Here is a 23671-nt window from a genome sequence, read left to right on the forward strand (position 1 = left end):
TGTTTTTTTGTTAATTCTTTTGTTGGCATATGATGAAGTTAAATATAGGAAGGAGAGGGTATCAGCATGAGACAGAATAACGAGGGTAAAGTAGCTCTTGTTACAGGGTGTTCTAGTGGATTCGGTTTACTTGTGAGTGTTGAATTAGCGCGTATCGGGTTTACCGTTGTGTCAGGTATGCGTAACCCGGAGGATCAAACGCCGTTAAGGAACGCTTCCAAGATAGCGGGTGTGGAAACACGGATTCACGTGGTACAGATGGATGTTCGGAATGAAGAACAGGTTCACCATGTAGTGGAGCAAATGACAGTACAATACGGCCGTATAGATGTTCTAGTTAATAATGCGGGAATAGCTATGGGTGGCATGATTGAGGAAATTTCATTATCTAAGTGGAAGGAACAGATGGAGATTAATTTCATAGGTATGGTCTGTGTGACTCAAGCGGTTCTACCTTTAATGAGAGAGGGGGAAAGGGGGAGGATTATTCAGATGAGTAGTATTAGTGGTCAAGTGGGGTTTCCAGGGTTCGGTCCTTATGCATCTTCGAAATTCGCAGTAGAAGGATTCAGTGAATGCCTCGCTATGGAAGTGAAACCATTCAATATAGATGTGGTTCTAATAGAACCTGGAGCTTATGGGACTCCCATCTGGGGAAAGAGCTTCTCTCAGATGAGTATGGCATCCCATTCTCCGTATAAAGGTTTACTAGATTCTATTCTGCAATATTCACAACGAAGTGCGACTGAGAGCGGGGATCCCTCGGATGTAGCGAAATTAATCGCAAAGGTAGCCACTGTTCATTCACCAGCATTTCGTTATGCTCTCCCTCGGGGGACATCCATAACGATGTTAATGAAACAATGGTTACCCGATCGTTGGTTTCACCGCATCATTCTTAATCTATTACATCGCAAATCTTAGTTGTTCACACGAGGCGTTGGAGCATGAAGATCACCTAAACGTTGTCCCATACGCACAGCATCTCCGGGTTTGAGATCTTCTCGAGGTGTAAAGGTTTCGTTCTCCATCAGAAGAACGACCGTCGATCCAAATTCGAAATAGGCGAGATCATCACCTTTGTTCCATTTCGTCACAGAGACATCCGTATATTGAATGCTACTCACGTTCATGGCCCCGACTTTTACGACGGCTACTTCTCCAAATGAATGTGATATATAGGTGATGAGTCTTTCATTACGGCATAATACAGAAGGCATATGTGTCATTCCAAAATCATTTACGGGATAGACGCGCCCACGAATATGTTCACTTTCTGTCTGCACACCCGTCACCGGCGAGTGAATACGATGATAGTCAGTAGGACTTAAGTAAAGTACAAATACATAGCCATTCTTATAGAGCTCTAGATGAGGAGAATGATGTAGAATATCCTGTATGGAATAATCTTGACCTTTTACATTCAGAATTGTACCTGCAGAGATCTTACCCATTGCTGTAATTAAGGCGTCTACTGGACTCGTTAAGGAATGGTCATTGGAATCAATAGGTCTCATTCCTGGTTTTAGTCGTCGTGTAAAGAACGCGTTAAGTGTACGGTATTCACGTATGTCTTTCTCCGCTTCAGACACGGGAATTTGATAGTTTTTAATAAATGTTGGGATGACGTAGCGGCTTACACTACTATGAGAAAAGCGGCCCATGATTTGGGATATCGATTTTCTTGAGGAGAGCTCTGTCATCAGCCGTAGTATTCTTTTTGCCATGGTTTTTCTCCCTTCAGACATTACGTAAGCGCTCTGCAATATATTGACATAGATTAGATTTTAAATCAATTCATTCTTGTCTTTTTACATAATTTAAGTAACGACTTGATGACATGAAAAAAGGAGATGCCCCAGTCAATTTAATGACATTTGGGACGATCTCCTTTTTTCTAATATAAATGATACATGGAAAGACTTTTATTGTAGATATCAATTTCTAACAAGTGACGAGCATAAGCCATTGGTTGATAGTATGTCTTCTTCCATATGGACTCCATATCTGCTTTAAGGAACCCATAACGTTGATCTCTACCATTACATTCAATGAAATAGGGGATACCATTAGCGGTGATTCCAATATCCATACCCAAATCTCCAAGTCGTGGTAATTGTGCACTTAATGTAGTTGCAATTTGCAAAGCGATCTGTTCAATACGTTGGATGACGAATAAGGGGGATTGTGATGGGATGCTATCTGCAATGACTGATTCTACGGGGAGTGCAGTTCCACCCTGTGCAATGTTGGAAACAAATGTGCTTGAGGGTACGATCTTCGCATATAAACCTGTCATCTCCCAAAGCCCACTTAACCCTCGTTGAACCGTTACTCGAAGGTCGTATGGACTACCTTGATACTCGGCAAGGGGGATACGCTCTTGTACGAGGAAAGGATGCCTTGTTATGCGACGTAGCACAATGTTAGGAAGTTGATCTTTGCTGAGTTTGACCGTATTCCATCCTCCAATAGAACGTGAGTACGTAAGCATCCATTGAGAATGAGAACGCCGTAGTCTCATGATTCCTTGACCAATACTACCACTACACGGCTTCAGGATCAGATCTTTGTGTCGCTTCATCATATGACGAATGACAGCGGGTGTAGCATTTCTTGTTACGGGAAGGTGTTCACTTAATGCAGGGTCGGATGCTAGTCGACGATGGATATCATCTTTGCCATAACGATTACATACATTAAAGATCATGATTTCAGCTTGTAACAATTTCCTTATCTTTGCATGTGAGCTTTCATTGAAATAAATGGCCCGATTATGAATGACCTTCGGAATGGGGATATTCACGGGTACATAATCGTACTTATTCTTGATATAGGCAATACACCGTCCGGTCTCTACATCGATATCTTCTAGCCGTAAAAAACAAGGGATCAATCCAACTAACAGGGCTCCTTCCTCATAATTGGATAGTGATTCCTGACCGGTTTTACGGCGAGGTATGCCTCGGTGCATGCTTGCATTTAGCAGTATACCAACATATGGTTGCATGACCGTTCCTCCTTGTTTGATATTCGGTTCAGGTCATTATGTGTTCTCATCAGTGTACTATTTATTGGGACAATTGGTATGGACGAATGTGCTTGACGAGTGAGCCTATTTATATTTCCGCTGAAACGGGGTCGTCTTTGTAGAAGAACGGTATGCCCGTTTTCAATTTACTTTTCATGAGAATGTTTAGGCATCTGTGACAACGGCCCATGTTCCTGCATATGATGCCTATGACGAAAGACAGCAGGAAGGAGAGAACTGCTTTGAACAAACCCACGAAGAATAAGCAAAGTAAAGCTAAAAAACCACTTTATTATGTAGATAACCCGAATAAGCAGGAGCTGAGTTTTCTCGACAAGCCCAAATCGAGTCAGCAACTGCATAAATCGGAAGTGACGATTCATTCTGCAACGGCTACCCCGGAGGCACCGAGTAAAGAAGTTCCACAGAATAGCGGTAGTAAGAGTCCTAAGGAAGCTTCAAATGACGTAATAGACGTTGTTGAGCTTGAAAGTGAGGAGTTATCTCTATCTCTGAGTGACCATCAACTAGAGGATAATGCGATATCTCTAGCAGAAGAGGAGGAGCTTATCCTTATAGAGCGGGAAGCGCTACTTACGGATAAACAACATCCTAATCGGAAAGTAGCCTTTATCTATGGGGATGATTTAACAGAAGGTGCGGTGACTTCAGACAAAATTGCTCCTAGAGCGATTGATGCCTCGAAAATGCAGATCCGTAGCATCCATGGTGAGTTATTGGAAGACTATGTGATCAAGAGTATCCACATTACAGATGGGGCTATTACTTCCTCAAAGATTGCTCAGGGGTCGATCAATTCAGATCATGTGGTTGACGGTTCCATTGGATTTGATAAAATCGGCGATAAATCCATTAGCGGTCAGAAATTAAAGGATGGAAGTATTACTTCTGATAAGCTAAGTGATCGTACTATTGATGCTCATAAAATCGCAGATGCTTCTATTCAAAGCAGACATCTTAGCAATATGCTTATTTCAAATGAGTTATTGCAGGATCAATCAATCACTGCAAATAAACTTCAGAATTGTGCAATTCAAGCGGTACATTTAGCAAATGATATCATTGATAACTCAAAAATGGCGGATCTGTCCATTACAGCATCCAAAATTCGTGACGGTGCGGTCACAGGAGGTAAAATTGCAGATGCCAGCATTGAAGGGAAACATCTACAAGATTACGTTATTACAGCGAATCATATAGTACCAGAAGCTATTGGGACGGATCAAATTGTACGTAACAGTATAGGATCTGAACAACTGGCTCAGGGAGCAATTCAATCGGGACACATCACGGAAGGTGCCATAGATTCCCTTCAATTAGCTCCTGGTTCTGTACAAAGTGTTCATATTCATCATGAGGCGATTGGAAGTAAACACATTGCTGAAGGAGTTGTTAATTCACATCATATTGTGGATCATAGTATTGGTTCGAAGAAAATATTGGATCAATCCATCGGAACAACGCAACTCATTGAACAGGCTGTGACTACCTCTAAAATTGCAGATCAGAGCATTATATCAACGAAAATCATTGATGAAGCGATTCATACACGCCATCTTGCGAAGTCTTCGGTTCTAGGTACTCAGATTGCCCCTCATGCGATTACACCCATTCATCTCAATTCAGACGTGATTTTATCGGAACATGTAGCAAAATCCGTCATCACAGAGCATCATATTCAGACTGCTGCTATTACGACAGATAAGATTAAATCCGATACGATTCAAGAGTTCCATTTAGGGAATGAAGTTGTGTCAGAACGAGCATTGGGACCTAGAAGTGTTACGACTGAGAAGCTAGATCGAGGAAGTGTGACAAGCGATAAGTTAGCAGACGCTGTGATCACATCTGAGAAGATAGCAAACCAAGGTATTCAATCTCATAATATTACTCAGGGTGCGATACAAGCGTTACACTTAGATGATGATAGTGTTAGTAGTCGCGCATTACAAGAAGATTCTGTTCAAGCCTTTCATCTGGTAGACGGGGCTATCTCATCTCGACATATGCAAGAAAAGAGTATCGGTTCTACGTTACTTCAGGATCATTCGATTACTTCTGCTAAGCTTTCGGCAAACGTTGTGATAGATGAGCATATATCACCTAACGCTATTCTCTCTCATCATTTAGGGGATCATGTTGTGACTTCATTGAAGCTGTCCCCAGAAAGTGTATCCACAGAGAAACTAAGTGAATTAGCCGTAACAACTTCCAAGTTAACGGATAGGAGTGTGACTCAAGAGAAGTTGGCTCACCAAACTGTGAGTTATGAACATCTAACTCTTGAAGCCGTGCGCTCTGATAATTTAGCCGAACAGGCGGTTACGACGCGACATATTAGTCCGAAAGCTATTGGATCGGAACAAATACAACCAACCTCTATCCTTGCCGAACATATAGGACCAGCATCGGTGGGTACAAATAGTATCCAGAATGGTGCGGTAACGAGTGATAAAATGGCCTCAGGTTCTGTAGGTGGACGACAAATTGGGATTGAGAGCATTACGGGCAAACACCTCGAACAAGAAGCGATCCATAGTTATCATTTGAGAAAAGGAATTGTTACGTTGACTCATCTGAGTGATGAGTTGAAATTGGGACAGTGGCTGCCGACAGGCAGTATTGATGGACGTAAATTGCAAGAGGATTCCCTCTCGACTTCACACTTTAAAGCGGGCGTTGTAGACAGTGACGTATTGAAAGATCAAGCTGTAAGCTCGGACAAAATACAACCAGAAGCTATCCTAACGGAGCATTTATCGAAGGAGATTGTACAAAGTGAGCATCTAAGTAATGGGTCCATTACTTCCGACCATCTTCAGGATCACGTGGTTCACTCTCACCATCTACAACCAGAATCGATATCGGATTCACATCTGCAAGCGGGACTAATCCATTCTAAACATCTTCAAGAGGGTGTCATTCTCCCCCATCATATTCATGATCAACTTATTGGTGGACGACATCTTCAACCAAGTTCTGTGAATGCTGGACATATCCAAGATGATTCGATCAACCATGCGCATATCCAAGATGCAGCTATATTTGGTAACAAACTCAGACGTCAATCTATTACGGGGTGGCATTTGGCAGCAAAGTCTGTTGAAAGGGGTCATCTAGGACCGGAGTCTGTTGGCTCGGAAGCTATTGCTGATGGTAGTATTCATGATGATAAATTAGCAGATGGGGCAGTATATGGTCCAAAAATTGCTGCACAAGGGATTCTAGGTGAACATCTGGCCTTGAATGTGGTGGATAGCAGTCATTTGGCACCCGGAGCCATAACTGCCGATTCTATAGCTGAAGCAAGTATCTATCATGAGAAATTAGCGGACGGAGCAGTACATGGCCCCAAAATTGCCGCACAAGGGATCGAAGGAGAACATTTAGCATTACAATCGGTGGATAGCAGTCATCTGGTTCCTGGAGCAATAACGGCAAAGTCTATTGCTGAAGGAAGTATTCATCATGAGAAATTAGCGGACGGAGCAGTACACGGCCCCAAAATTGCTGCACAAGGGATCGAAGGAGAGCATTTGGCATTACAATCGGTGGATAGCAGTCATCTGGCACCCGGAGCCATAACTGCCGAATCTATAGCTGATGCAAGTATCGATCATGAGAAATTAGCGGACGGGGCAGTGTATGGTCCCAAATTAGCAGCAAATTCCGTATCCATGGAGCATCTAACATTTGCGCCAGTCATTAGTAGTGGAGCACCATCGATCCAACAATTTGGGATGACTGCTTTTGTATTCATGGGTGATGAGAGTACAGTAGAGGTTAATGTGCGATTCGATCATGCATTCGATAGTATCCATTATGTCATTGTAGCGATGTGTAGTCATCCTTGCTTCTATGCGGCATTAAAGTCTCAACAAGAGGAATTTGCAGTGATTGAAGTTGTACGAAATAGTGGGAGTCGACATGGGTATGGTTTTGTTTCCTGGATCGCCGTAGGCCCATCTCTTTAAAAGTCGGTTCATATTGATGCTTGAGCGCGGGAGGTTGATTCTGCGCTTTTTTTGCGTTTGTCACGAAAATGATAGCGCAAAGCTATTGTACATGTGCCGTTACCATGGGGAAATTGTAACATAATATATGAATAGAATTAGCAATGTTATCGCTACTCATTTCGTGTTTGAGGAGGAGCTCAGCCATGAAGGACGTTCGCCGTTCTCATACAAGGCATCGGTCCCGTACACATGACAAACCTGGGGTCGTTAGAAATGATAAGTTACCTGTGGTATCTGTTATCATACCCGCTCTGAATGAACGTAGAACAATAGCCGCAGTGATAAGAGAAGCTGCTCGGGTTCATCCACGCACTGAAATTATTGTTGTTACGAATGGTTCCACGGATGGTACAGATCGGATCGCTTCTAAGCTTGGAGCTATCGTTATCCATAGTGATCAACCTTTAGGACATGATGTTGGTCGTTATGTTGGAGCGCAGAGAGCAAAGGGCAAAGTACTATTGTTTATTGACGGAGATATGGTTATCTCATCGTCTAAGTTAGTTCCTTTTATAAAAGCTGTTCTGTCTGGGGTAGATATCGCACTAAACGATTATGATGGACCCGTTCATAGAATCCCGGTACATCGTGTGATATTGTCCAAGCACGCACTGAATGTCATGTTACGGCGTGCAGATTTAAAGGGAGCATCACTTACGGCTGTGCCGCATGCTATGAGTCGTAGAGCGTTAGAAGAAATAGGAGCAGAATCCTTGTCTGTCCCCCCACTTGCTCAGACCATAGCGGCATCCAAGGGGTTGAAGATGAAGTCGGTTCACTCTATACCCGTTGGCAAATTAAATCCTCGACGTGTAAAAAGACACACAGTTGATCCATTGGAGGCAATGATTACGGGAGATCACCTTGAAGCTATTAACTGGTTACTAATTCAAAAGGGGCCTCGTGGAGGCTACTCAGATTTACATCGTAAACGGGAAAAAGTGAGGTGAGAACATGCGAGGGAGTAGAACGAGTGCCAGAACACATAGTTCGTTAAGTAGAAGAACGAGAGATCTCGAACGGACTTCCAAACGCCGATCATCAGAAAGGACGCGGAGAGAGAAAACTCGGAGAAGTGATCATTCAAGAAAAATAACTCATTCTGTTGCCGTAGTGATCTCCGTATGTAACGAAGAAAAAACGATCGGAAAAGTGTTAGAAGAGTTGGAAAAGTTACCGATCTCTCAAATTGTAATTGTATTAAATGGCTGCACAGACCATAGCTTTCAGATCGCAAGACAATGCTCTAAGGCAATCATTATTCATTATCCGAATCGACTAGGTCATGATGTCGGTCGGGCAGCAGGTACGAAATTGACAAATGCGGATATTGTCCTGTATATCGACGGGGATATTCTCATAAGTGCACATGAACTTATGCCGTTCTTGCGAGCAGTAGATCATGGCGTAGATGTTGCCTTGAACGATATCTCGGAATGGGTTCCTTCATTTGATCGACAAGATCATGTCACGCGATGTAAAAGCTTTCTGAATCGTGTATTAACTAGAGATGATCTAAAGGCAAACTCCCTGACGGCTATTCCTCATGCATTATCTCGTCGTGCGATTCAAACGGTAGGGGTGAAATCCCTAATGGTCCCCCCAAAGGCACAAGCACTAGCTATTATAAAGGGACTCCACCTAGCTGCTGTCCAGCAAGTAGATGTAGTGAATCATAATCGTGTGAGGGCTAAGAATACAGGAGCTAATAATGATGTTACTCAACTCATTATAGGAGATCATCTAGAGGCGCTGAATATGGTCATGGAAATGACAGGGAAGAGACTTCAGTTACCTACGGAGTCAAGATCTTCACTTGCGAAGCGGAGGAATCTAGTATGAGTGTTACAAGTATTATAATTCCAACGTTTAATGGATTGTCCTTACTAATCTCTTGTATAGAATCAATCCGATCACATACAGATGTACCTTACGAAGTTATTGTAGTCGATAATGGCTCACGCGATGGAACACTTGAGTATTGTCAGAAGGAGAAACTCTTATTCATCTCCCTTCCTACTAATACCGGTTACCCTACGGCATGTAATCTTGGGATGTTAGCGGCGAGTGGAGATCAGATCCTCTTGCTCAATAATGATGTTATTGTATCTCAAGGATGGCTTAATACGATGCTCAGTGCCTTATATAGTGAAGAACAGATTGGAATTGTTGGCCCGGTTGCTGCCAATGTGAACGGCGTTCAACAAGTGGAATGCCATTACTCCGATATGAATCAATTCCAGCAAATCGCTGGAGAATGGAATGTTCCGGATCGATCAAAGTGGCAGTATGCTGAACGAATTGTAGGGTTATGTTTCTTATTCAGACGAGAACTTATGGACACGATCGGTATGTTAGATGAACGATTCTCTCCAGGTCATTACGAAGACGACGATTATTGTTTCCGTGCGAAATCTCGTGGATATAAATTATTAGTTTGTGGTGATGTCCTGATCCATCATGAAGGAAGTGCCAGCTTTAAGAGAGACTATCCAGATGGGTGGCAAGGGCTGATTGATAGAAATCATCAACTTTTTATAGATAAATGGCAGGTAGACCCACATCAATTTATATTTCCTAGTAAAGGAGGAGAAGGTTCGTGAAGGGTGTCATATTGGCAGGTGGAACGGGAAGCCGTCTATTTCCCTTAACACAATTACTTAACAAACACTTACTTCCTGTCGGAAAGCATCCTATGATTTGTTATGGTATAGAACGTCTTCTCAAGGCAGGAATAACAGATATTATGATTGTATTGGGTAAACAGTCCGCAGGACTTTATACAGACTTCTTAGGAAGTGGAGAACGATTCGGTGTGTCTCTAACCTATCGAATTCAAGAAAATGCGGGTGGGATCGCACAAGCCTTGAAGCTGTCTCAAGGTTTTATCAAAGAGGGTGACCAGTTCGTAGTTCTGTTAGGCGACAATTTGTTCATGGATGACTTAACCCCATATGTTGAGCATTTTAAGAAGCAGCCGTCTGGGAGTGCAAGAGTTTTACTTAAAGCGGTGACCGATGCAGAAAGATACGGTGTTGCTGTGTTCGATCAGAATAATTCTAAGTTGATTTCTTATATAGAAGAAAAACCAACCCATCCTAAAACCCAGTTTTGTGTGACTGGAATTTATATGTATGATGATTTCGTATTTACTCTAATTGATCAAATTACTCCCTCATTAAGGGGAGAGCTTGAGATTACGGATGTTAATAATATGTATGCAAAAAGTAAAAAGTTGGAATTTGATGTTTTGCAGAAATGGTGGAGCGATGCAGGTACCTTTGATTCACTCAAAGAAGCGGGAGTTAATATGAGGGACATCTTCCCATCATAGTGTATGACATGATTAATTAAGATGAAGTTTGGTAAAAAACCGGAACTGTCTTTCTACCCCTAGCATATGCTGTACCAAGCAGACGCTGATAGGTCCGGGCATAAAGGGTTAGTGAAGGAGAGATTTAGGGATGCAACATAAAATTGATGAAATGTTAACTCATATGTCCCATTCGCAGCAGCAAATGGCCCGTGTTATGGAATCACAGCGGCATGTAACGGTTAGAATGTCGCAAATCGTGTATGACTTGCCTGATAGAGAACCTGATTTGGGTGGTCTTACTGGTATTATGGAGAATTCAAGTCTTGTAAATAAGAGTATCATCTCTTATTTACATAGCATAGCTGATCTAGAAGAAGCGATAGCTGAGAGTTTATCACTAGTCATAAAGGAAATGAGTAGTCATGAGGAAGAGTAGGGTAAATGGAAAGGCGGAGAAAACGTGAAGAGCAGAGAAGACGCCTTTTTACAAATGTTAGATGCCACCGTTAAGATGCAGTGGAATATTTCGATGATCCTTGAAGCCAAGGCGGTTGAATCAGAAAAGGTTCGTAACTGGACATTAAACCATATGCATGCAGCAGACTTCGAGTGTCATGAGGATCAAATGAAGGAGCCTTTACTCGTTCACAGTCAGCTTGTAGAAATGATTGAAGCATTAACCAAGATGGAAACGAGCCTTTGTAGCAATCTTAGAGCTGTATTAACACAAGAAGGTGGAGGTGACTCGTCCGGAGGGGGGTTCGGCGACATGATCGGCGGTGGAGATATGGGGGATTACGAGAAATGAATGGGCTAAGAGCAGAACAGGCTGCCAAGCTGGAAATGATTACGTCAATTGCACATAGTCAAGAGGCTCTTGCCCGAATCCTGGATAGTGTAGCTGATGTTTCAGCACATTCACAGTCTGCTGCTAAACAATTGTCTGAGAATATACGCTTGTTAACACAGTATCAGAGTGCTATGTGTGAGATGCTACTTGGCATCTCATTACATCGAATAAAATATGGAGCTCCTTCATCGCCCTGGTTAAATGAAGATTATTTGTCTACTTACGACGCAGCCCGAGGAGTACAGGAGGTACACTAGCATGAGCAGAAGCTCAAGATCTGGATCAAGAAGACCACTTATCTTACGTAAAGTAAGTCTTAAGCAATTGCGAGAGCGGATAGGTAAATCATCGAAACATAAGTCATCAAAACGTAAAAAATCAAAACATAAAAAATCAAAGCATAGACACCACCACCATCTAACGAAATCAACAAAGAGAAGAAAAAGACATTCATCACATAGCAAGCATAGCAAGCACAGTAAGAGAAGGGATAAGAGGAGACATAAACATCATGACGAGACACGGACCGCTATAGCAGTTACACCTAATGTGGTGGAAGAGCCACAGGTTGAAATGATAACACCAGTAATTGATGTTAACGCTGCCTATAGTCAAGGTTATGATGAAGCATATAATGAAGGATTTAATTCAGGATTTGCCCAGGGATTTGAAGACGGAAACAAGTTAGGATATAACTCTCAATAATCTTTCAGTAACGCTCTTAAGACTGCATTTATGCGGTCTTTTTTAACATGTTAATACGGACAAGATTATAGGGGACAAAAGCCAATTTTCGTTTATGCAGGTTAGCCGTCCATGATGCATATGACCCTTTCGCATATAGTTATACAGACCATGGAAACTAGAGACAGATTGGGTGAAGAAAATGAGTAGAGATCATGAGTTACCTCAGGTTGATCCACATCGCTTGGGATATAAGGAAGGATATCGTCTTGGAGGATGCAAAGCCGTTATGGCACAAATTTCTCAGACGCCCTCTTCTGTTAGAGATCTAAGGATTATGTATATACCGCAAGGTTTCGAAGTGATTGATACCGGTGTGACAGAAGCACTCCGTTCCATGGTTAGAGAATGTATTGTAGTTGAAGCTGACGCTATGCTTGAGACTGCAAGACTGATTAAACCTGATGTAGTGCTTGTAATGAATGGATTACATGTGTTTCCGAGTGCACATCTCACCCATATAGATAAATTACGTGAGATAGGTATTCAAACGGCAGTATGGTTTGTAGATGATCCATATTTTTCTGATGATACAGCATTTGCAGCCTTACATTACGATTATGTTTTTACACATGAGGCCAGTTGTGTCCCTTTCTATCAGGAACTGGGGGTGGATCATGTGTACTATTTACCTTTGGGAATGAGCTCCGCGTTATTTCATCCGAAACAAACTCCGCAGGAATATCAGTATGATATTTGTTTTATCGGTAATGGTTTTTGGAATAGAGTCTCATTAATTGATCATATGGCCCCATTTCTAGTAAATAAAAAAGTATTCATTGCGGGAGGAAGCTGGGATCGGCTAACGAACAGGAAGATGCTTGGTTCCATCATTCGTGAGGGTTGGATTCCACCTGAAGATACAGTGACATATTACAATGGAGCTAAATTGGTCATCAACATGCATCGTCCATGTGATGCAGGATCAGATAATCGTAATGGGCATCACCTCATGGGCAAGTCGATCAACCCCCGTACCTATGAGATAAGTGCATGTGGCACGATGCAAATAACTGATATTCGAGAGGACCTTTCACTGTATTATCAACCTGGATTTGATATTGAGACGTTTGATTCCGTCTCTCAGCTTCAGGAGAAGATTTCGTATTATCTGGATCATGAACAGGAAAGGCAAGTGATCGCATGGAGAGGTTTAATGACCACTATGACAAATCACACGTTCTACCAGAGGTTAGAAAGGTTGCTTGAATTGATGTTCGTGTAACACAAATGAGAGCAGGGTAACATCGCGTAATGAGACGAGAAGGAGTGGAGGGTTATGGTGGAAAATTCGAGTGATGAGGCAAGAAGCAGAGGACAGGAAGCTGGGTTTAAAGGAGGGTATGATGAGGGGTATCTTCGTGGAAGAGCTCAATCGATATTAAGTATTCCACAAGAGCCCATGCCTTATCGTCCCCTACGTATTCTATATGTTTCTTCTGGTAAGGGCCTTCCATATTCCCCTTTGGATGAGGCTGTTATTCATACGTTACAGTCTATGGTAGCCGAGGTAACCGTGACGGATCCTCGACAACCGATAGCGGAAATCGCTGCTCAGATGAATCCTGATATAACAATCATGCTCGACGGAATGGAAGTACCGGTAGACCAGGTTATCTCTATTCGTCAGAAGGGCATACGGACAGCGATCTGGCTAACGGATGATCCCTATTATACAGATCGGACCTCAGAGATAGTTCTATATTATGACTATGTGTTTACTTTGGAGCTAAGTACTGTGGCTTACTATCAGCAACTGGGTTGTCCACATGTGCATTATCTCCCTTTTGGTGCATACCTAGAGCATTTCAGACCAACATCATCACTTTCTATGGTTAGAAGAAATATTAGCTTTATCGGATCGGGATATTGGAATCGCGTTGAATTTTTGAATCCAATATTACCCCAATTGATGTCTAGAAATCTAATGATTAATGGCATATGGTGGGATCGCCTTCCATCTTATGCAGAATATCAATCTCAGATTGATTTGAACAAATGGATGGGTCCTAAAGAAACAGCAGAAGTGTACAGCGGGAGTAAGATCGTATTGAATTTACACCGTTCCCATATGGACGATACCGTAAATAATAATAGTCTAAAAATTCCTGCGGTTTCTCCTAACCCACGTACTTTTGAAATATCAGCCTGTGGTGCACTACAGTTGACAGATATACGAGACGATCTAGCAAATCACTATATCCCAGGAGTGGAGATTGAGACGTATTCAAGTCAACAAGAATTAGTGGATAAAGTGGAATATTACTTAACTCATGAAGCAGAACGACGTGAGATTGCTCTGAATGCTTTAAAGCGAACGTTACGAGATCATACGTATACTCAGAGGCTCAAACAAATGCTTGCCGTTATTTTTGATTAAGAATGATATCAAAATAATAGTGAATGGGAGGTGAGTATGTACCCTGCGAGTAGCATGCAGTGGTTCAATAACTATGACTAATCCAAAACCCACGTTGCTTGTATTTTCGCATTTGTCGAATAAGAACAGTATTACTGGAGCGGAGAAGGTACTCTTATTTTTTTGCATTCAAATGATTGAATTCTTTGAATGTACTCTCGTAGTTCCTAATGATGGTAAATTATCAGAAAAGGCAAGGGAACAGGGAATAACGGTTATCATTCTACCGATTTCTTTAGCTCATGGAGTATATACGCCTAGTCTTGATTTACCTCAAGTGATCGATCATTTGAAACATAATAATGAATATGAATCTTTGAAAGAACTCATTCGTAGCCAATCGCCCGATCTTATTATTACAAATACGTGTGTTCATATTCTCCCTGCTATGGCAGCGAAGGAACTTGGTGTACCCATCATATGGAAAGTTACAGAAGTGATTACGGATAATGCATATACCTCCATTTCAGTCGATTTAATTAACCAATATAGCGATTGGATTATTGCTATTTCTGACAGTGTATCTAGTTGTTTCTCACAAGAGCTAAGACAATCGAAAATGAGCATACTTCCTCCATCCTGGAGTGAAGAGTTACTACTACATCCAGAAGTCTGGCCACAACTCCGTAATGAAAAGAGAAATACGTTAAATCTAAGTACCGAACATCGGTTAGTTGGGTACATTTCTTCCTTTATTAATCAAGAGAAGGGGCTAGATCATTTCATTGATATGGCCATAAACGTTGCACCTAAATTTCCAGAGTCGCGTTTTCTTGTTATTGGTAGTTCTATAGATGAATCTTTCCTTTACAATTGCCTTCGTAAGATTGAAGAAGCTGGAATAAGAGATAGGTTTACTTTTATACCCTTCGAAGATTCCGTACAGTCGGCTTATTGTGCAATGGACATTGTTGTTATTCCTAGTCTAATTAGAGAAGGCTTCGGAATGACTGCACTTGAAGGACTCGTGTTAGGAAAGCCAGTCGTTGCTTACGCCTCAGGTGGATTGAGTGAAATTCTGCAATTGGCTGATTGTGAAGATTATTTAGCTCCCCCGGGGGACAAGGAATCACTAGCCTCTAAAGTATGTCAGTTACTTGAGAGTCCTGATGGTGGCGCTAGTGTAGGGGCTCATGGTCAAGAGCGTGTTCATATCGCATTTGGTTTAGAAACATATCGGGAGCGTCTAAAGTCCATGGTTATTGCTTGGTTAAAACAGCGCTCTGGCTGGTTCCCTCTTATTCAAGCTCCAGAAGGCCATTTGTTACGTCTTGAGAATGGAGAATTACAGACAGTTACCGTTGATGATGTCAATCAAGTACGGGTTAGACAATTACCAGGTGAAATTATATACCAAATTCCTCAGACATCACTCCCAACCGTTCATATTTCTCAAGAGATGCTGAGCCCGATCTCTAATGTGTCAACAGAAGAAAGTTTAAGTGAAGCTGAGAAGCCTATTAGGGTACGCAGGCATAAAAAGGGTGAAGAAAGGTCCAAATCGTCAAGGAAAAGGAAGCATAGATCACACCACCGTAGGAAACATCACAGAAGAAAAATAAGAGTTAAAAAAATTCGGCTTAAAAAAATACGAATTAAAAAACTTGTGAGAAGACGGTATACATCAAAAGTTAAAAGAGCGAAATTAAGAAAAAGTAGGCACTCTCGATCAAGAGCCAGTCGATCAAGACGATAATCACCAAATGAATTAAATGAGATGAATGATTACTAATCGCATCAATGGAGTGCGGGTGTGGAAGGAGCGTAAAGAATATGAAGATTATGACGATTTTGGGTACGAGACCTGAAATCATCCGTCTGAGTCTTATTATATCGTTGCTAGATCGATATGCTACGGAACATGTACTTGTGCATACGGGGCAGAACTTCACAGTGAGTCTGAGTGATATCTTCTTCAAGGAGTTACAGATTCGAGAGCCTGATTATGTGTTTCGGGAGCAGAGAACGACACTAGGAGGACAGCTTTCAGCGATGTTTCTGCAAATGGAAGCCATCCTAGTGAAGGAAAAACCGGATAAAGTGCTTTTACTTGGAGATACGAACAGTGCATTATGCGCTATTCTAGCTGAACGAATGGGAATCCCAGTAGTCCATATGGAGGCGGGAAATCGGTGCTTCGATCTAGATGTACCCGAAGAGAAGAACCGAAAGGTTATTGATGCGATTTCTTCTATTAATATGCCTTATACGGAGCAGAGTAAGCAGAATTTACTTCAAGAGGGAGTACCTAGTCAACGGATCATCCTAACAGGCAATCCAATCTACGAAGTTATGAAACATTATGATCAAGAAATTAATCAAAGCGATATTCTGGAAAGATTGAACCTCACACCACAGCAATATTTCATCGTAACGACACATCGAGCTGAGAATGTTGACCATACCCCCCACTTGCTTGAGATTATGAAGGGATTAAATGGGATCGCCGAGGCTCATGGACGTCGCCTAATCTGCAGCATTCATCCTCGTACACGATCCCGTATATCTACTGATCTCCATATCGCTATGCATCCTCTTGTTGAGTTCTATGAACCATTTGGATTTTTTGACTTCATTAAGTTAGAGAAGTTTGCCTGCTGCGCCATTACTGATAGCGGAACAGTACAGGAGGAATGTTGCATCATGCATGTCCCTGCTGTAACGATTCGACGGACGACTGAGCGACCAGAAACGATTGATTGTGGTAGTAACGTCGTATCCGGTCTCCATGCTGACGATATACAAGGTGCTGCAAAGATGATGGTGGATCTACCAAGAAACTGGGAATTTCCTAAGGGGTATGTCGTTGAAGATGTAAGCTTAAGAGTCGTTAAATTTCTACTTGGAGGGAAGCTACATGTTCAATAATCAACGTATTTTGGTAACTGGAGGTACCGGTTCTTGGGGATATGAATTGATTAAGCAATTGTTACCGCAGAACCCCAAAGAAGTTATTGTCTACTCTCGTAATGAGTCAACCCAAGTAGCAATGAATCGTTTATTTGAGGATAAACGACTTAGCTTTTGTATCGGGGACATTCGAGATAAGGATGCGCTAACTATTGCTTGTCAGGAAGTGGATTATGTATTTCATTTGGCAGCACTAAAGCATGTTCCTGTATGTGAGGATCAACCTTACGAAGCGCTTAAGACAAATGTAGTAGGCACTCAAAATGTCATAGAAGCAGCTATTGAGAACAAAGTGAAGAAAGTTATTTATATTTCGACCGATAAAGCAGCGAATCCTTCTAATTTCTATGGGATGACCAAGGCCATTGGAGAGAAGTTAATCGTATATGCAAATCTATTACGGTCGGATACAGAGTTCGTATGTGTTCGTGGGGGAAATGTACTCGGAACGAATGGAAGTGTAGTTCATCTATTCATGAATCAGATCGAGTTTAAGAACCAAGTCCGCATTACAGATGTGAACATGACCCGATTTTTCTTGACCTTGAGGGAAGCCATTACGTTGCTGTTCAAGGCATGCGTTGAGAGTATTGGTGGTGAAATATTTGTAATGACGATGCCAACTTGCCGTATTGTGGATTTAGCAGACGTCTTAATTGAGGCTTCTGGTAAGCATGATGTAGAGATCGTTGAGGCTGGTATTCGACCTGGTGAGAAAATTCATGAAATACTAATGAGTGATTTTGAAAGTAAGACGACCGTTGTGTATGATGATCAATATTTGGTTATCCTTCCGACAGTCGATATTCCGAAGCTTAAGCTTCACTACAATAAGTATCCATTAGTTTCTTTTAATAGCTTCAGCTCAGAAGATAACTTAATGAGTAAAAAGGAAATAAAGGATATCCTCGTAACTGGAGGGTTTCTATCATGAAGCTCCTTATTATGGGTGGAAATGGGATGGCTGGGCATATGTTAGTCGACTATTTCCGTCTGCAGGGACGTCATCAGGTATTCTACACAACGAGGAACAATTCAGAGGATGGAGGGCTTATTGTTGATATGACCGATAGTCATCTAGTGGAACAATTAATAGAGATGGTTCGTCCGCATGTCATTATCAATGCAGTAGGAGTATTGAATCAAGAAGCAGAGAAGAATCCCATTGATGCCTATTACATTAATGGGATTCTACCTCATCGAATTCGTAATGTGGCAGATAACATAGGTGCAAGGGTTATGCATATTAGTACCGACTGTGTCTTCTCAGGGACAAGAGGAAGTTATACGGAGACAGATGCTCCTGATGGCATGACGGTGTACGCTATGTCTAAGGCACTTGGAGAAATTCATTCACAGGGCCATCTTACGATAAGAACATCTATTATTGGTCCAGAAATACGTGCCCATAGAATTGGCCTATTAGATTGGTTTCTGAAACAAAAGGGCGATATCCTAGGCTATCAACAAGTATTCTGGAACGGAATTACAACACTAGAGTTAGCGAAAGCCATGGATTCCTTTCTGGAAAGGGATTTGTCAGGTCTTATTCATCTTGTGCAGTCGAAACCTATGAATAAGCGCGATTTATTACTTCTATTTCAAGTGATTTGGGGTAAAGGTGATGTTCGCATTCTTCCGGACACGCAACTGACACAGGATAAGACATTAGTAAACACGCGAAAGGACCTCCACTATGAAGTTCCTTCTTATGAAATGATGCTTAAAGAATTGGAATGTTGGATGAGGGCGTCATGAAGAGGCGGACGCTTCTTATTACTGGCGCATCGGGGTTTACTGGAAGACATGCATGTTCGTATTTTGCACAGAAAGGTATGAGGGTAATTGCGGTCGTTCGCAGAAGAGGTGCAATGCCTTCACAACTTCAAGTCGTTGAGCGAGTGTGCGAATTAAATGATAAACAACAGGTACAACAGCTTATTTCGCAAGAGCAACCTGATGATGTATTACATTTAGCAGGTAACAATTCTGTACCAGAATCATGGAAGCATCCATTAATGTATATAGAGACGAATGTACTTGCAACGTTATATTTGCTAGATGCTATGAGGGTTTCTCCAGAGAGCCGAATTGTTATCGTCGGCTCTCGACTTACATTCGAGTTAGATCGTTCTCCACAACCACCTCACCCTTACAGTCTTAGCAAGACTTTAGAAATGTTATCCGTGCAATCATGGATGCATTTATTTAAGCAACATGTTCTGTTAGCAGAGCCTAGTAATCTAGTAGGTCCCGGCCCATCCACAGGGATATGCTCCTTATTAGGAAGACATATTGTACAGGTTGAACGTGGTCTGGCAGAGTATTCCTTCCAATTATCTTCTCCTTATGAAACACGAGATTTTCTTGATGTACGGGATGCGGTTCGTGCATATGAAGTACTCCTTACTAGTGGAACACCGGGAGAGGTCTATCCTATATGTTATGGGATTGAACGAACATTAGGAAGTATAGCTGAACGAATGCTCCAGATGTCTGACATTTCGATTCCTCCAGAAGTCATAGAACAAATCACGAGCTCTGATTTACAGCATAAGCATATTACACATTCTCCACGATCCCAACTTCACCAATTAGGTTGGAACACAACCTTTAGTATTCATCAATCGCTTCAAGATGTTATTCAATACTATCGTGATGAGGAGAGGGAATGACATGACAATGACACCAAGAGTGACAATTGTAATTCCGTTTTACAATGATCCATACATTCTCCACGCTGTGGAAAGTGCATTGTCCCAGTCATATGGTAATATAGAGATCATCGTTGTAGATGATGGATCTACGCAACATGCGGAGTTATTAAGACCTTATTATCCCTATATTCATTACCTTGGTAAGCAGAATGGGGGAACGGCAAGCGCATTGAATCATGGTCTAAGGTCTGCTTCAGGAGACTATATAGCTTGGTTAAGTTCAGATGATGTATTCTACCCAGGGAAAATAACAAGACAGATTCAATTTATGTTAGAGAATCATTCAGATATTTCTCATACTAATTTTAATGTAATGAATGAAGCAAGTCATATCACACAACAATGGGCAGGAGCTTCCCTCACCACCGTGAAGCAGTTTTATAGTTCTTTTCTATTGGGAAATTGTGTGAATGGCTGTACTGTGATGATGAAAAAGGAATTGTTAAATAGGGTGGGGTTATTTGATGAAGGATTACCTTATACACATGATCTAGATCTATGGTGTAGAACAATTCTTAGTGGGCATGGCTTTCATTATCTAAATGAACCATTGACCGTATATCGATGGCATTCAGGCATGGGAACCCTGAAACATCAGGCTGCTATCGAAGCTGAAGTTAAGGTAACATTGATGCGATATGAGAATGCGTTAAGACATCTTGTAGGAACGCTTCATGGGTAGGATCTCCCTGCACGCCAATAGTATTCAAGGGATAAATAAAGTGAATTCACATATATGTTCAAACATGCACAAAAAAACGGTTAGCAGGACATATCTGCAGAACCGTTTTTCTATTTTAGAATACGTTTAATGCATTCATGATCTGCACAAAAGAAGTACCATATTGGTCAGGAGTAAATTTAGACTCAATATGAGTGTAGGCTTGGCGACGGATATTATTTCTGAGTTCTTGATTATGCATAAGTTCTAAAGCCTCTGCTACGGCTACATCGACATGACCTAATGGGTAGAATTTACCGGTTACATTATGATTAATAAATGAACGTACGCCATCAGAATCCGTGCTTAGAACAGGGCAATGACAGCACATGGCTTCAGCAACAGCATACCCGAATCCCTCGATGACGGAAGTCGATAGTAGAATACCACCCGAATCTCCAGTCATGGATAGATACGTTGGCATCTCAGCATGAGGAACATTGGATAGTAGATGGATATGAGGACCCAATTGAAGTTGATCTAATGTACGATAGAAATTTTGTTTATCTTCTTCGACGTAGATCGTCTCATCATGAAACATCCATAACTTCATTTCAGGATGAATATCAATAAGTCTTCTACCAATGTGTAGGAATTCATTCCAATTCTTATTGGGCTCCAATCTTCCAATCCAGCTAATGACCGGAGGAGAGGTGTAATCCGTCTCTACATACTTGAATTGAGCGGTATTTATCATATTGGGAAGGATGAAGCGATGCAACCAGGGACATATCTCTATCACCAATTCAAATAAATGGGATGTATTAGGAAGGATAACAGCATTACAGCAACTACTTAAGATCGGGACAGCTTCTTGTAGTACATGAGCTGCTTTTTCACGAGTACCAAATCCTTGTATTTCATAAATAAGGGGACCGCTATATCCTAAACGTCGCAATCTTTCCAACATGAGAAAGTCTGAGATGACCACAATAGCGTCGAATTGATTCGCTCGTAGAATGATTGTAATGTCGTTATCTGAATCGGTGGTGTACATTGGAATATCATTCAGCGTATGCATATTCTGTAGTCCTAATCCGGGTTGCAGATATAATAAATGGCATTCGACTCCATGTTGCTTCAATGTTTGACATCGAAGCCGATTTAACGTCTCCACCCCTCCACTTGGTATATAAAATATAAATAGAACCTTCACGGAAAATCACCCCCTTTCTGGATTCATACCCTATCATACGTGAATCCGAGAAATGGAGTGTGTGTGTTTTTGAAGTAGATACAAAACCTTTCCAGCATAGCCCTACGCAGTATCGTGCACTCTATATGATGTTAAACATGAAGTCCAACATTATAAGGAGGCGATCTTAGCGTGAGAATAAAAACCGTTAGTGTATCCGTACTATCTGCAACGCTTTTATTGGGTATGACGGTTACAGGATTAACAGGGTGTGGCACTACAAAAAATGCTGATAATAATATGAGTACAAAAAGCACAAGAAATAGTACATTAAATAACGGTAATCGGTTTGGTATAAATTCTGTGAATGATAACATTAAGCGTAGCGATAACATGATGGGGAATTTAAGGTACAGCAAGGAATTATCGGATAAAATTTCGAAGATGAAACAGGTTGAATCTGCTAAAGTCATGTTAACGGATCATAATGCTTACGTTGCTGTGTCCATAAAGGATAGTAACACCATGAATGGTGGAAATACGATGAATGGTGGTAACACCATGAATGGCACATCAACGAATTTAAATACTGGAATAAATGATTCAACCATCATGGGTACAGGCACGGGTACAGGTGGAAATATGATGGGCCTTGGGGCACCTACTCAAAATGGTGTAACTTCAAACGTAACAAACCAAACGGGTGGTGGTGGTAATTACCCAACCAATAGAGATCATGGATACGGATCATTGGGGACAAGTAGTTACGGGCTAATGCGTGGATTAACAACTTCTCCTGCACCAGGAACCGGTAATGGTGTTGTAGGTAATGACGATCACAACATCACGCAAGAAGTAAAAGACATGATTTCAGACAAGATTAAGAAGAGTGATCCTACGATTACAAATGTATATGTATCAGCGAATCCTGAATTTGTGGATCGTGTAGGAGGATATGTGTCAGATGTATCTAATGGTCATCCTATTAGTGGTGTTGCTGATGAATTCCAAACCTTAGTTAATCGCATTTTCCCAACGAAATCAGGGAGCAATGTAAATAACAATACTACGAACGGACCCTTAAACAATATGGGACGTTAAAATAAAAGGTATGATCTGAATAAATGCTAAGAACCCTAGGGTTCTTGGCTATTTTTGTGTCCACTACAGAAAAGGAATCTATCGATTTGAAGAACCATTTACATAAGCTTGAATGAGCCTATTTTACGATTACAAAGCACCTTTACCCCATGCTATTCATAGAATGAGTTGACTGTATCCCTTTACCTTGTTATACCATAAAAAACCCGGGCAAGGAGGGGTGACACCATTGAAGGGAAACGAGCACAATAGCAAATTTTTATTGACCCACCGTGAACGTGAAGTTTTTGAATTGCTTGTTCAGGATAAAACGACACGCGACATCGCCGGGCTATTATTCATAAGCGAAAAAACGGTGCGTAACCACATCTCGAACGTCATGCAAAAACTCAATGTCAAAGGCCGTTCGCAAGCCGTAGTTGAACTAATTAAACTAGGCGAACTTATTATTTGACCCAAGCCTTCAAAGAGCACCCTTGACCTTCTGATGATGTCTTCTCCTTTAAGGATGAAGATATCATCAGAAGGTTTTTTGGTGGTGTTCTAATGTCTAACGTTGAAGAAATGTTCTAATTTGAAATATACAAAATGTGATTATTGATGTAAAATGACATTATCTTTTGAATTGTGAATAAATGCACAAACAGAAGAGTTAGAGATAAAATAGAGATAAATAACAACAGGATAGGG

At 41.4% G+C, this 23671-nt stretch carries 23 protein-coding genes; 20 read left to right on the forward strand and 3 right to left on the reverse strand.

Annotated elements, in window-relative coordinates:
• Positions 1-66: 66 nt before the first annotated feature.
• The gene (locus tag AC1D69_RS05840) at positions 67-924 is read left to right on the forward strand and encodes an SDR family oxidoreductase (protein WP_495455197.1); all 858 of its coding nucleotides are present in this window, start codon (positions 67-69) and stop codon (positions 922-924) included.
• On the opposite strand, the gene asd is transcribed toward AC1D69_RS05840, so the two are convergent.
• On the reverse strand, positions 921-1727 hold the full coding sequence (asd, locus tag AC1D69_RS05845; RefSeq protein ID WP_495455198.1) for an archaetidylserine decarboxylase: 807 nt from the start codon (positions 1725-1727) through the stop codon (positions 921-923). The genes AC1D69_RS05840 and asd overlap by 4 nt on opposite strands.
• Positions 1728-1897: 170 nt before the next feature.
• The gene (locus tag AC1D69_RS05850) at positions 1898-3010 is read right to left on the reverse strand and encodes a YheC/YheD family endospore coat-associated protein (RefSeq protein WP_495455199.1); all 1113 of its coding nucleotides are present in this window, start codon (positions 3008-3010) and stop codon (positions 1898-1900) included.
• Positions 3011-3273: 263 nt separating this feature from the next.
• Between AC1D69_RS05850 and AC1D69_RS05855 the strand changes: the two genes are divergently transcribed.
• The 17 genes from AC1D69_RS05855 (at position 3274) to AC1D69_RS05935 (ending at position 20706) form a co-directional block, all read left to right on the forward strand.
• Positions 3274-7026 carry a WIAG-tail domain gene (locus AC1D69_RS05855; protein ID WP_495455200.1) on the forward strand — a complete coding sequence of 1251 codons (3753 nt, stop codon included), beginning with the start codon at positions 3274-3276 and terminating at the stop codon, positions 7024-7026.
• A gap of 185 nt (positions 7027-7211) precedes the next feature.
• Positions 7212-8018: a glycosyltransferase family 2 protein gene (locus AC1D69_RS05860; protein ID WP_495455201.1), complete on the forward strand. Its 807-nt coding sequence runs from the start codon at positions 7212-7214 to the stop codon at positions 8016-8018.
• A gap of 4 nt (positions 8019-8022) precedes the next feature.
• The gene (locus AC1D69_RS05865) at positions 8023-8910 is read left to right on the forward strand and encodes a glycosyltransferase family 2 protein (RefSeq protein ID WP_495455202.1); all 888 of its coding nucleotides are present in this window, start codon (positions 8023-8025) and stop codon (positions 8908-8910) included.
• Complete coding sequence (locus tag AC1D69_RS05870) at positions 8907-9671, forward strand: glycosyltransferase family 2 protein (protein ID WP_495455203.1); 765 nt, start codon at positions 8907-8909, stop codon at positions 9669-9671. The genes AC1D69_RS05865 and AC1D69_RS05870 overlap by 4 nt, the downstream gene beginning before the upstream one ends.
• Complete coding sequence (locus AC1D69_RS05875) at positions 9668-10402, forward strand: sugar phosphate nucleotidyltransferase (protein ID WP_495455204.1); 735 nt, start codon at positions 9668-9670, stop codon at positions 10400-10402. The genes AC1D69_RS05870 and AC1D69_RS05875 overlap by 4 nt, the downstream gene beginning before the upstream one ends.
• A gap of 130 nt (positions 10403-10532) precedes the next feature.
• Positions 10533-10820, forward strand: coding sequence for a nucleoside-diphosphate sugar epimerase (locus AC1D69_RS05880; protein ID WP_495455205.1), 288 nt, complete (start codon positions 10533-10535; stop codon positions 10818-10820).
• A 24-nt stretch (positions 10821-10844) separates the two neighbouring features.
• A complete protein-coding gene (locus AC1D69_RS05885) occupies positions 10845-11192 on the forward strand; it encodes an alpha-helical endospore appendage domain-containing protein (RefSeq protein WP_495455206.1) in 348 nt (115 codons plus the stop codon).
• Positions 11189-11491 carry a hypothetical protein gene (locus tag AC1D69_RS05890; RefSeq protein ID WP_495455207.1) on the forward strand — a complete coding sequence of 101 codons (303 nt, stop codon included), beginning with the start codon at positions 11189-11191 and terminating at the stop codon, positions 11489-11491. The genes AC1D69_RS05885 and AC1D69_RS05890 overlap by 4 nt, the downstream gene beginning before the upstream one ends.
• 1 nt (position 11492) lies before the next feature.
• Positions 11493-11939, forward strand: a complete 447-nt coding sequence (locus AC1D69_RS05895; protein ID WP_495455208.1) for a hypothetical protein — start codon at positions 11493-11495, stop codon at positions 11937-11939.
• A gap of 181 nt (positions 11940-12120) precedes the next feature.
• Positions 12121-13203 carry a CgeB family protein gene (locus AC1D69_RS05900; protein WP_495455209.1) on the forward strand — a complete coding sequence of 361 codons (1083 nt, stop codon included), beginning with the start codon at positions 12121-12123 and terminating at the stop codon, positions 13201-13203.
• A gap of 54 nt (positions 13204-13257) precedes the next feature.
• Positions 13258-14358, forward strand: a complete 1101-nt coding sequence (locus AC1D69_RS05905) for a CgeB family protein (protein WP_495455210.1) — start codon at positions 13258-13260, stop codon at positions 14356-14358.
• A 73-nt stretch (positions 14359-14431) separates the two neighbouring features.
• Positions 14432-16093 carry a glycosyltransferase family 4 protein gene (locus tag AC1D69_RS05910; RefSeq protein ID WP_495455211.1) on the forward strand — a complete coding sequence of 554 codons (1662 nt, stop codon included), beginning with the start codon at positions 14432-14434 and terminating at the stop codon, positions 16091-16093.
• A 77-nt stretch (positions 16094-16170) separates the two neighbouring features.
• Positions 16171-17265, forward strand: a complete 1095-nt coding sequence (wecB, locus tag AC1D69_RS05915) for a non-hydrolyzing UDP-N-acetylglucosamine 2-epimerase (RefSeq protein WP_495455212.1) — start codon at positions 16171-16173, stop codon at positions 17263-17265.
• Entirely contained in the window at positions 17255-18241 is a 987-nt protein-coding gene (locus AC1D69_RS05920; protein WP_495455213.1) for a polysaccharide biosynthesis protein, read from the forward strand. Before wecB ends, AC1D69_RS05920 begins: the two co-directional genes overlap by 11 nt.
• Entirely contained in the window at positions 18238-19065 is an 828-nt protein-coding gene (locus tag AC1D69_RS05925; RefSeq protein ID WP_495455214.1) for a dTDP-4-dehydrorhamnose reductase family protein, read from the forward strand. Before AC1D69_RS05920 ends, AC1D69_RS05925 begins: the two co-directional genes overlap by 4 nt.
• Positions 19062-19982 carry an NAD-dependent epimerase/dehydratase family protein gene (locus AC1D69_RS05930; protein WP_495455215.1) on the forward strand — a complete coding sequence of 307 codons (921 nt, stop codon included), beginning with the start codon at positions 19062-19064 and terminating at the stop codon, positions 19980-19982. The genes AC1D69_RS05925 and AC1D69_RS05930 overlap by 4 nt, the downstream gene beginning before the upstream one ends.
• A gap of 7 nt (positions 19983-19989) precedes the next feature.
• On the forward strand, positions 19990-20706 hold the full coding sequence (locus AC1D69_RS05935; protein ID WP_495455307.1) for a glycosyltransferase family 2 protein: 717 nt from the start codon (positions 19990-19992) through the stop codon (positions 20704-20706).
• A gap of 115 nt (positions 20707-20821) precedes the next feature.
• Here the strand turns inward: AC1D69_RS05935 and AC1D69_RS05940 are convergent, their stop codons facing one another.
• On the reverse strand, positions 20822-21901 hold the full coding sequence (locus tag AC1D69_RS05940) for a glycosyltransferase family 4 protein (protein ID WP_495455216.1): 1080 nt from the start codon (positions 21899-21901) through the stop codon (positions 20822-20824).
• Between the two features lie 171 nt (positions 21902-22072).
• Between AC1D69_RS05940 and AC1D69_RS05945 the strand changes: the two genes are divergently transcribed.
• Positions 22073-22981, forward strand: coding sequence for a YhcN/YlaJ family sporulation lipoprotein (locus AC1D69_RS05945; protein WP_495455217.1), 909 nt, complete (start codon positions 22073-22075; stop codon positions 22979-22981).
• 229 nt (positions 22982-23210) lie between these two features.
• Entirely contained in the window at positions 23211-23435 is a 225-nt protein-coding gene (locus tag AC1D69_RS05950; protein WP_438347154.1) for a helix-turn-helix domain-containing protein, read from the forward strand.
• Positions 23436-23671: the final 236 nt, after the last annotated feature.

It is taken from the genome of Paenibacillus sp. Y301 (genome assembly GCF_059445505.1).

What these genes read in the sequence shown, in the direction of transcription:
- AC1D69_RS05840 (WP_495455197.1), top strand. Translation starts at nt 67, where the DNA reads ATGAGACAGAATAACGAGGGTAAAGTAGCTCTTGTTACAGGGTGTTCT.
- asd (WP_495455198.1), bottom strand. Translation starts at nt 1,727, where the DNA reads ATGGCAAAAAGAATACTACGGCTGATGACAGAGCTCTCCTCAAGAAAA.
- AC1D69_RS05850 (WP_495455199.1), bottom strand. Translation starts at nt 3,010, where the DNA reads ATGCAACCATATGTTGGTATACTGCTAAATGCAAGCATGCACCGAGGC.
- AC1D69_RS05860 (WP_495455201.1), top strand. Translation starts at nt 7,212, where the DNA reads ATGAAGGACGTTCGCCGTTCTCATACAAGGCATCGGTCCCGTACACAT.
- AC1D69_RS05865 (WP_495455202.1), top strand. Translation starts at nt 8,023, where the DNA reads ATGCGAGGGAGTAGAACGAGTGCCAGAACACATAGTTCGTTAAGTAGA.
- AC1D69_RS05870 (WP_495455203.1), top strand. Translation starts at nt 8,907, where the DNA reads ATGAGTGTTACAAGTATTATAATTCCAACGTTTAATGGATTGTCCTTA.
- AC1D69_RS05880 (WP_495455205.1), top strand. Translation starts at nt 10,533, where the DNA reads ATGCAACATAAAATTGATGAAATGTTAACTCATATGTCCCATTCGCAG.
- AC1D69_RS05890 (WP_495455207.1), top strand. Translation starts at nt 11,189, where the DNA reads ATGAATGGGCTAAGAGCAGAACAGGCTGCCAAGCTGGAAATGATTACG.
- AC1D69_RS05895 (WP_495455208.1), top strand. Translation starts at nt 11,493, where the DNA reads ATGAGCAGAAGCTCAAGATCTGGATCAAGAAGACCACTTATCTTACGT.
- AC1D69_RS05900 (WP_495455209.1), top strand. Translation starts at nt 12,121, where the DNA reads ATGAGTAGAGATCATGAGTTACCTCAGGTTGATCCACATCGCTTGGGA.
- AC1D69_RS05905 (WP_495455210.1), top strand. Translation starts at nt 13,258, where the DNA reads ATGGTGGAAAATTCGAGTGATGAGGCAAGAAGCAGAGGACAGGAAGCT.
- AC1D69_RS05910 (WP_495455211.1), top strand. Translation starts at nt 14,432, where the DNA reads ATGACTAATCCAAAACCCACGTTGCTTGTATTTTCGCATTTGTCGAAT.
- wecB (WP_495455212.1), top strand. Translation starts at nt 16,171, where the DNA reads ATGAAGATTATGACGATTTTGGGTACGAGACCTGAAATCATCCGTCTG.
- AC1D69_RS05920 (WP_495455213.1), top strand. Translation starts at nt 17,255, where the DNA reads ATGTTCAATAATCAACGTATTTTGGTAACTGGAGGTACCGGTTCTTGG.
- AC1D69_RS05925 (WP_495455214.1), top strand. Translation starts at nt 18,238, where the DNA reads ATGAAGCTCCTTATTATGGGTGGAAATGGGATGGCTGGGCATATGTTA.
- AC1D69_RS05930 (WP_495455215.1), top strand. Translation starts at nt 19,062, where the DNA reads ATGAAGAGGCGGACGCTTCTTATTACTGGCGCATCGGGGTTTACTGGA.
- AC1D69_RS05935 (WP_495455307.1), top strand. Translation starts at nt 19,990, where the DNA reads ATGACACCAAGAGTGACAATTGTAATTCCGTTTTACAATGATCCATAC.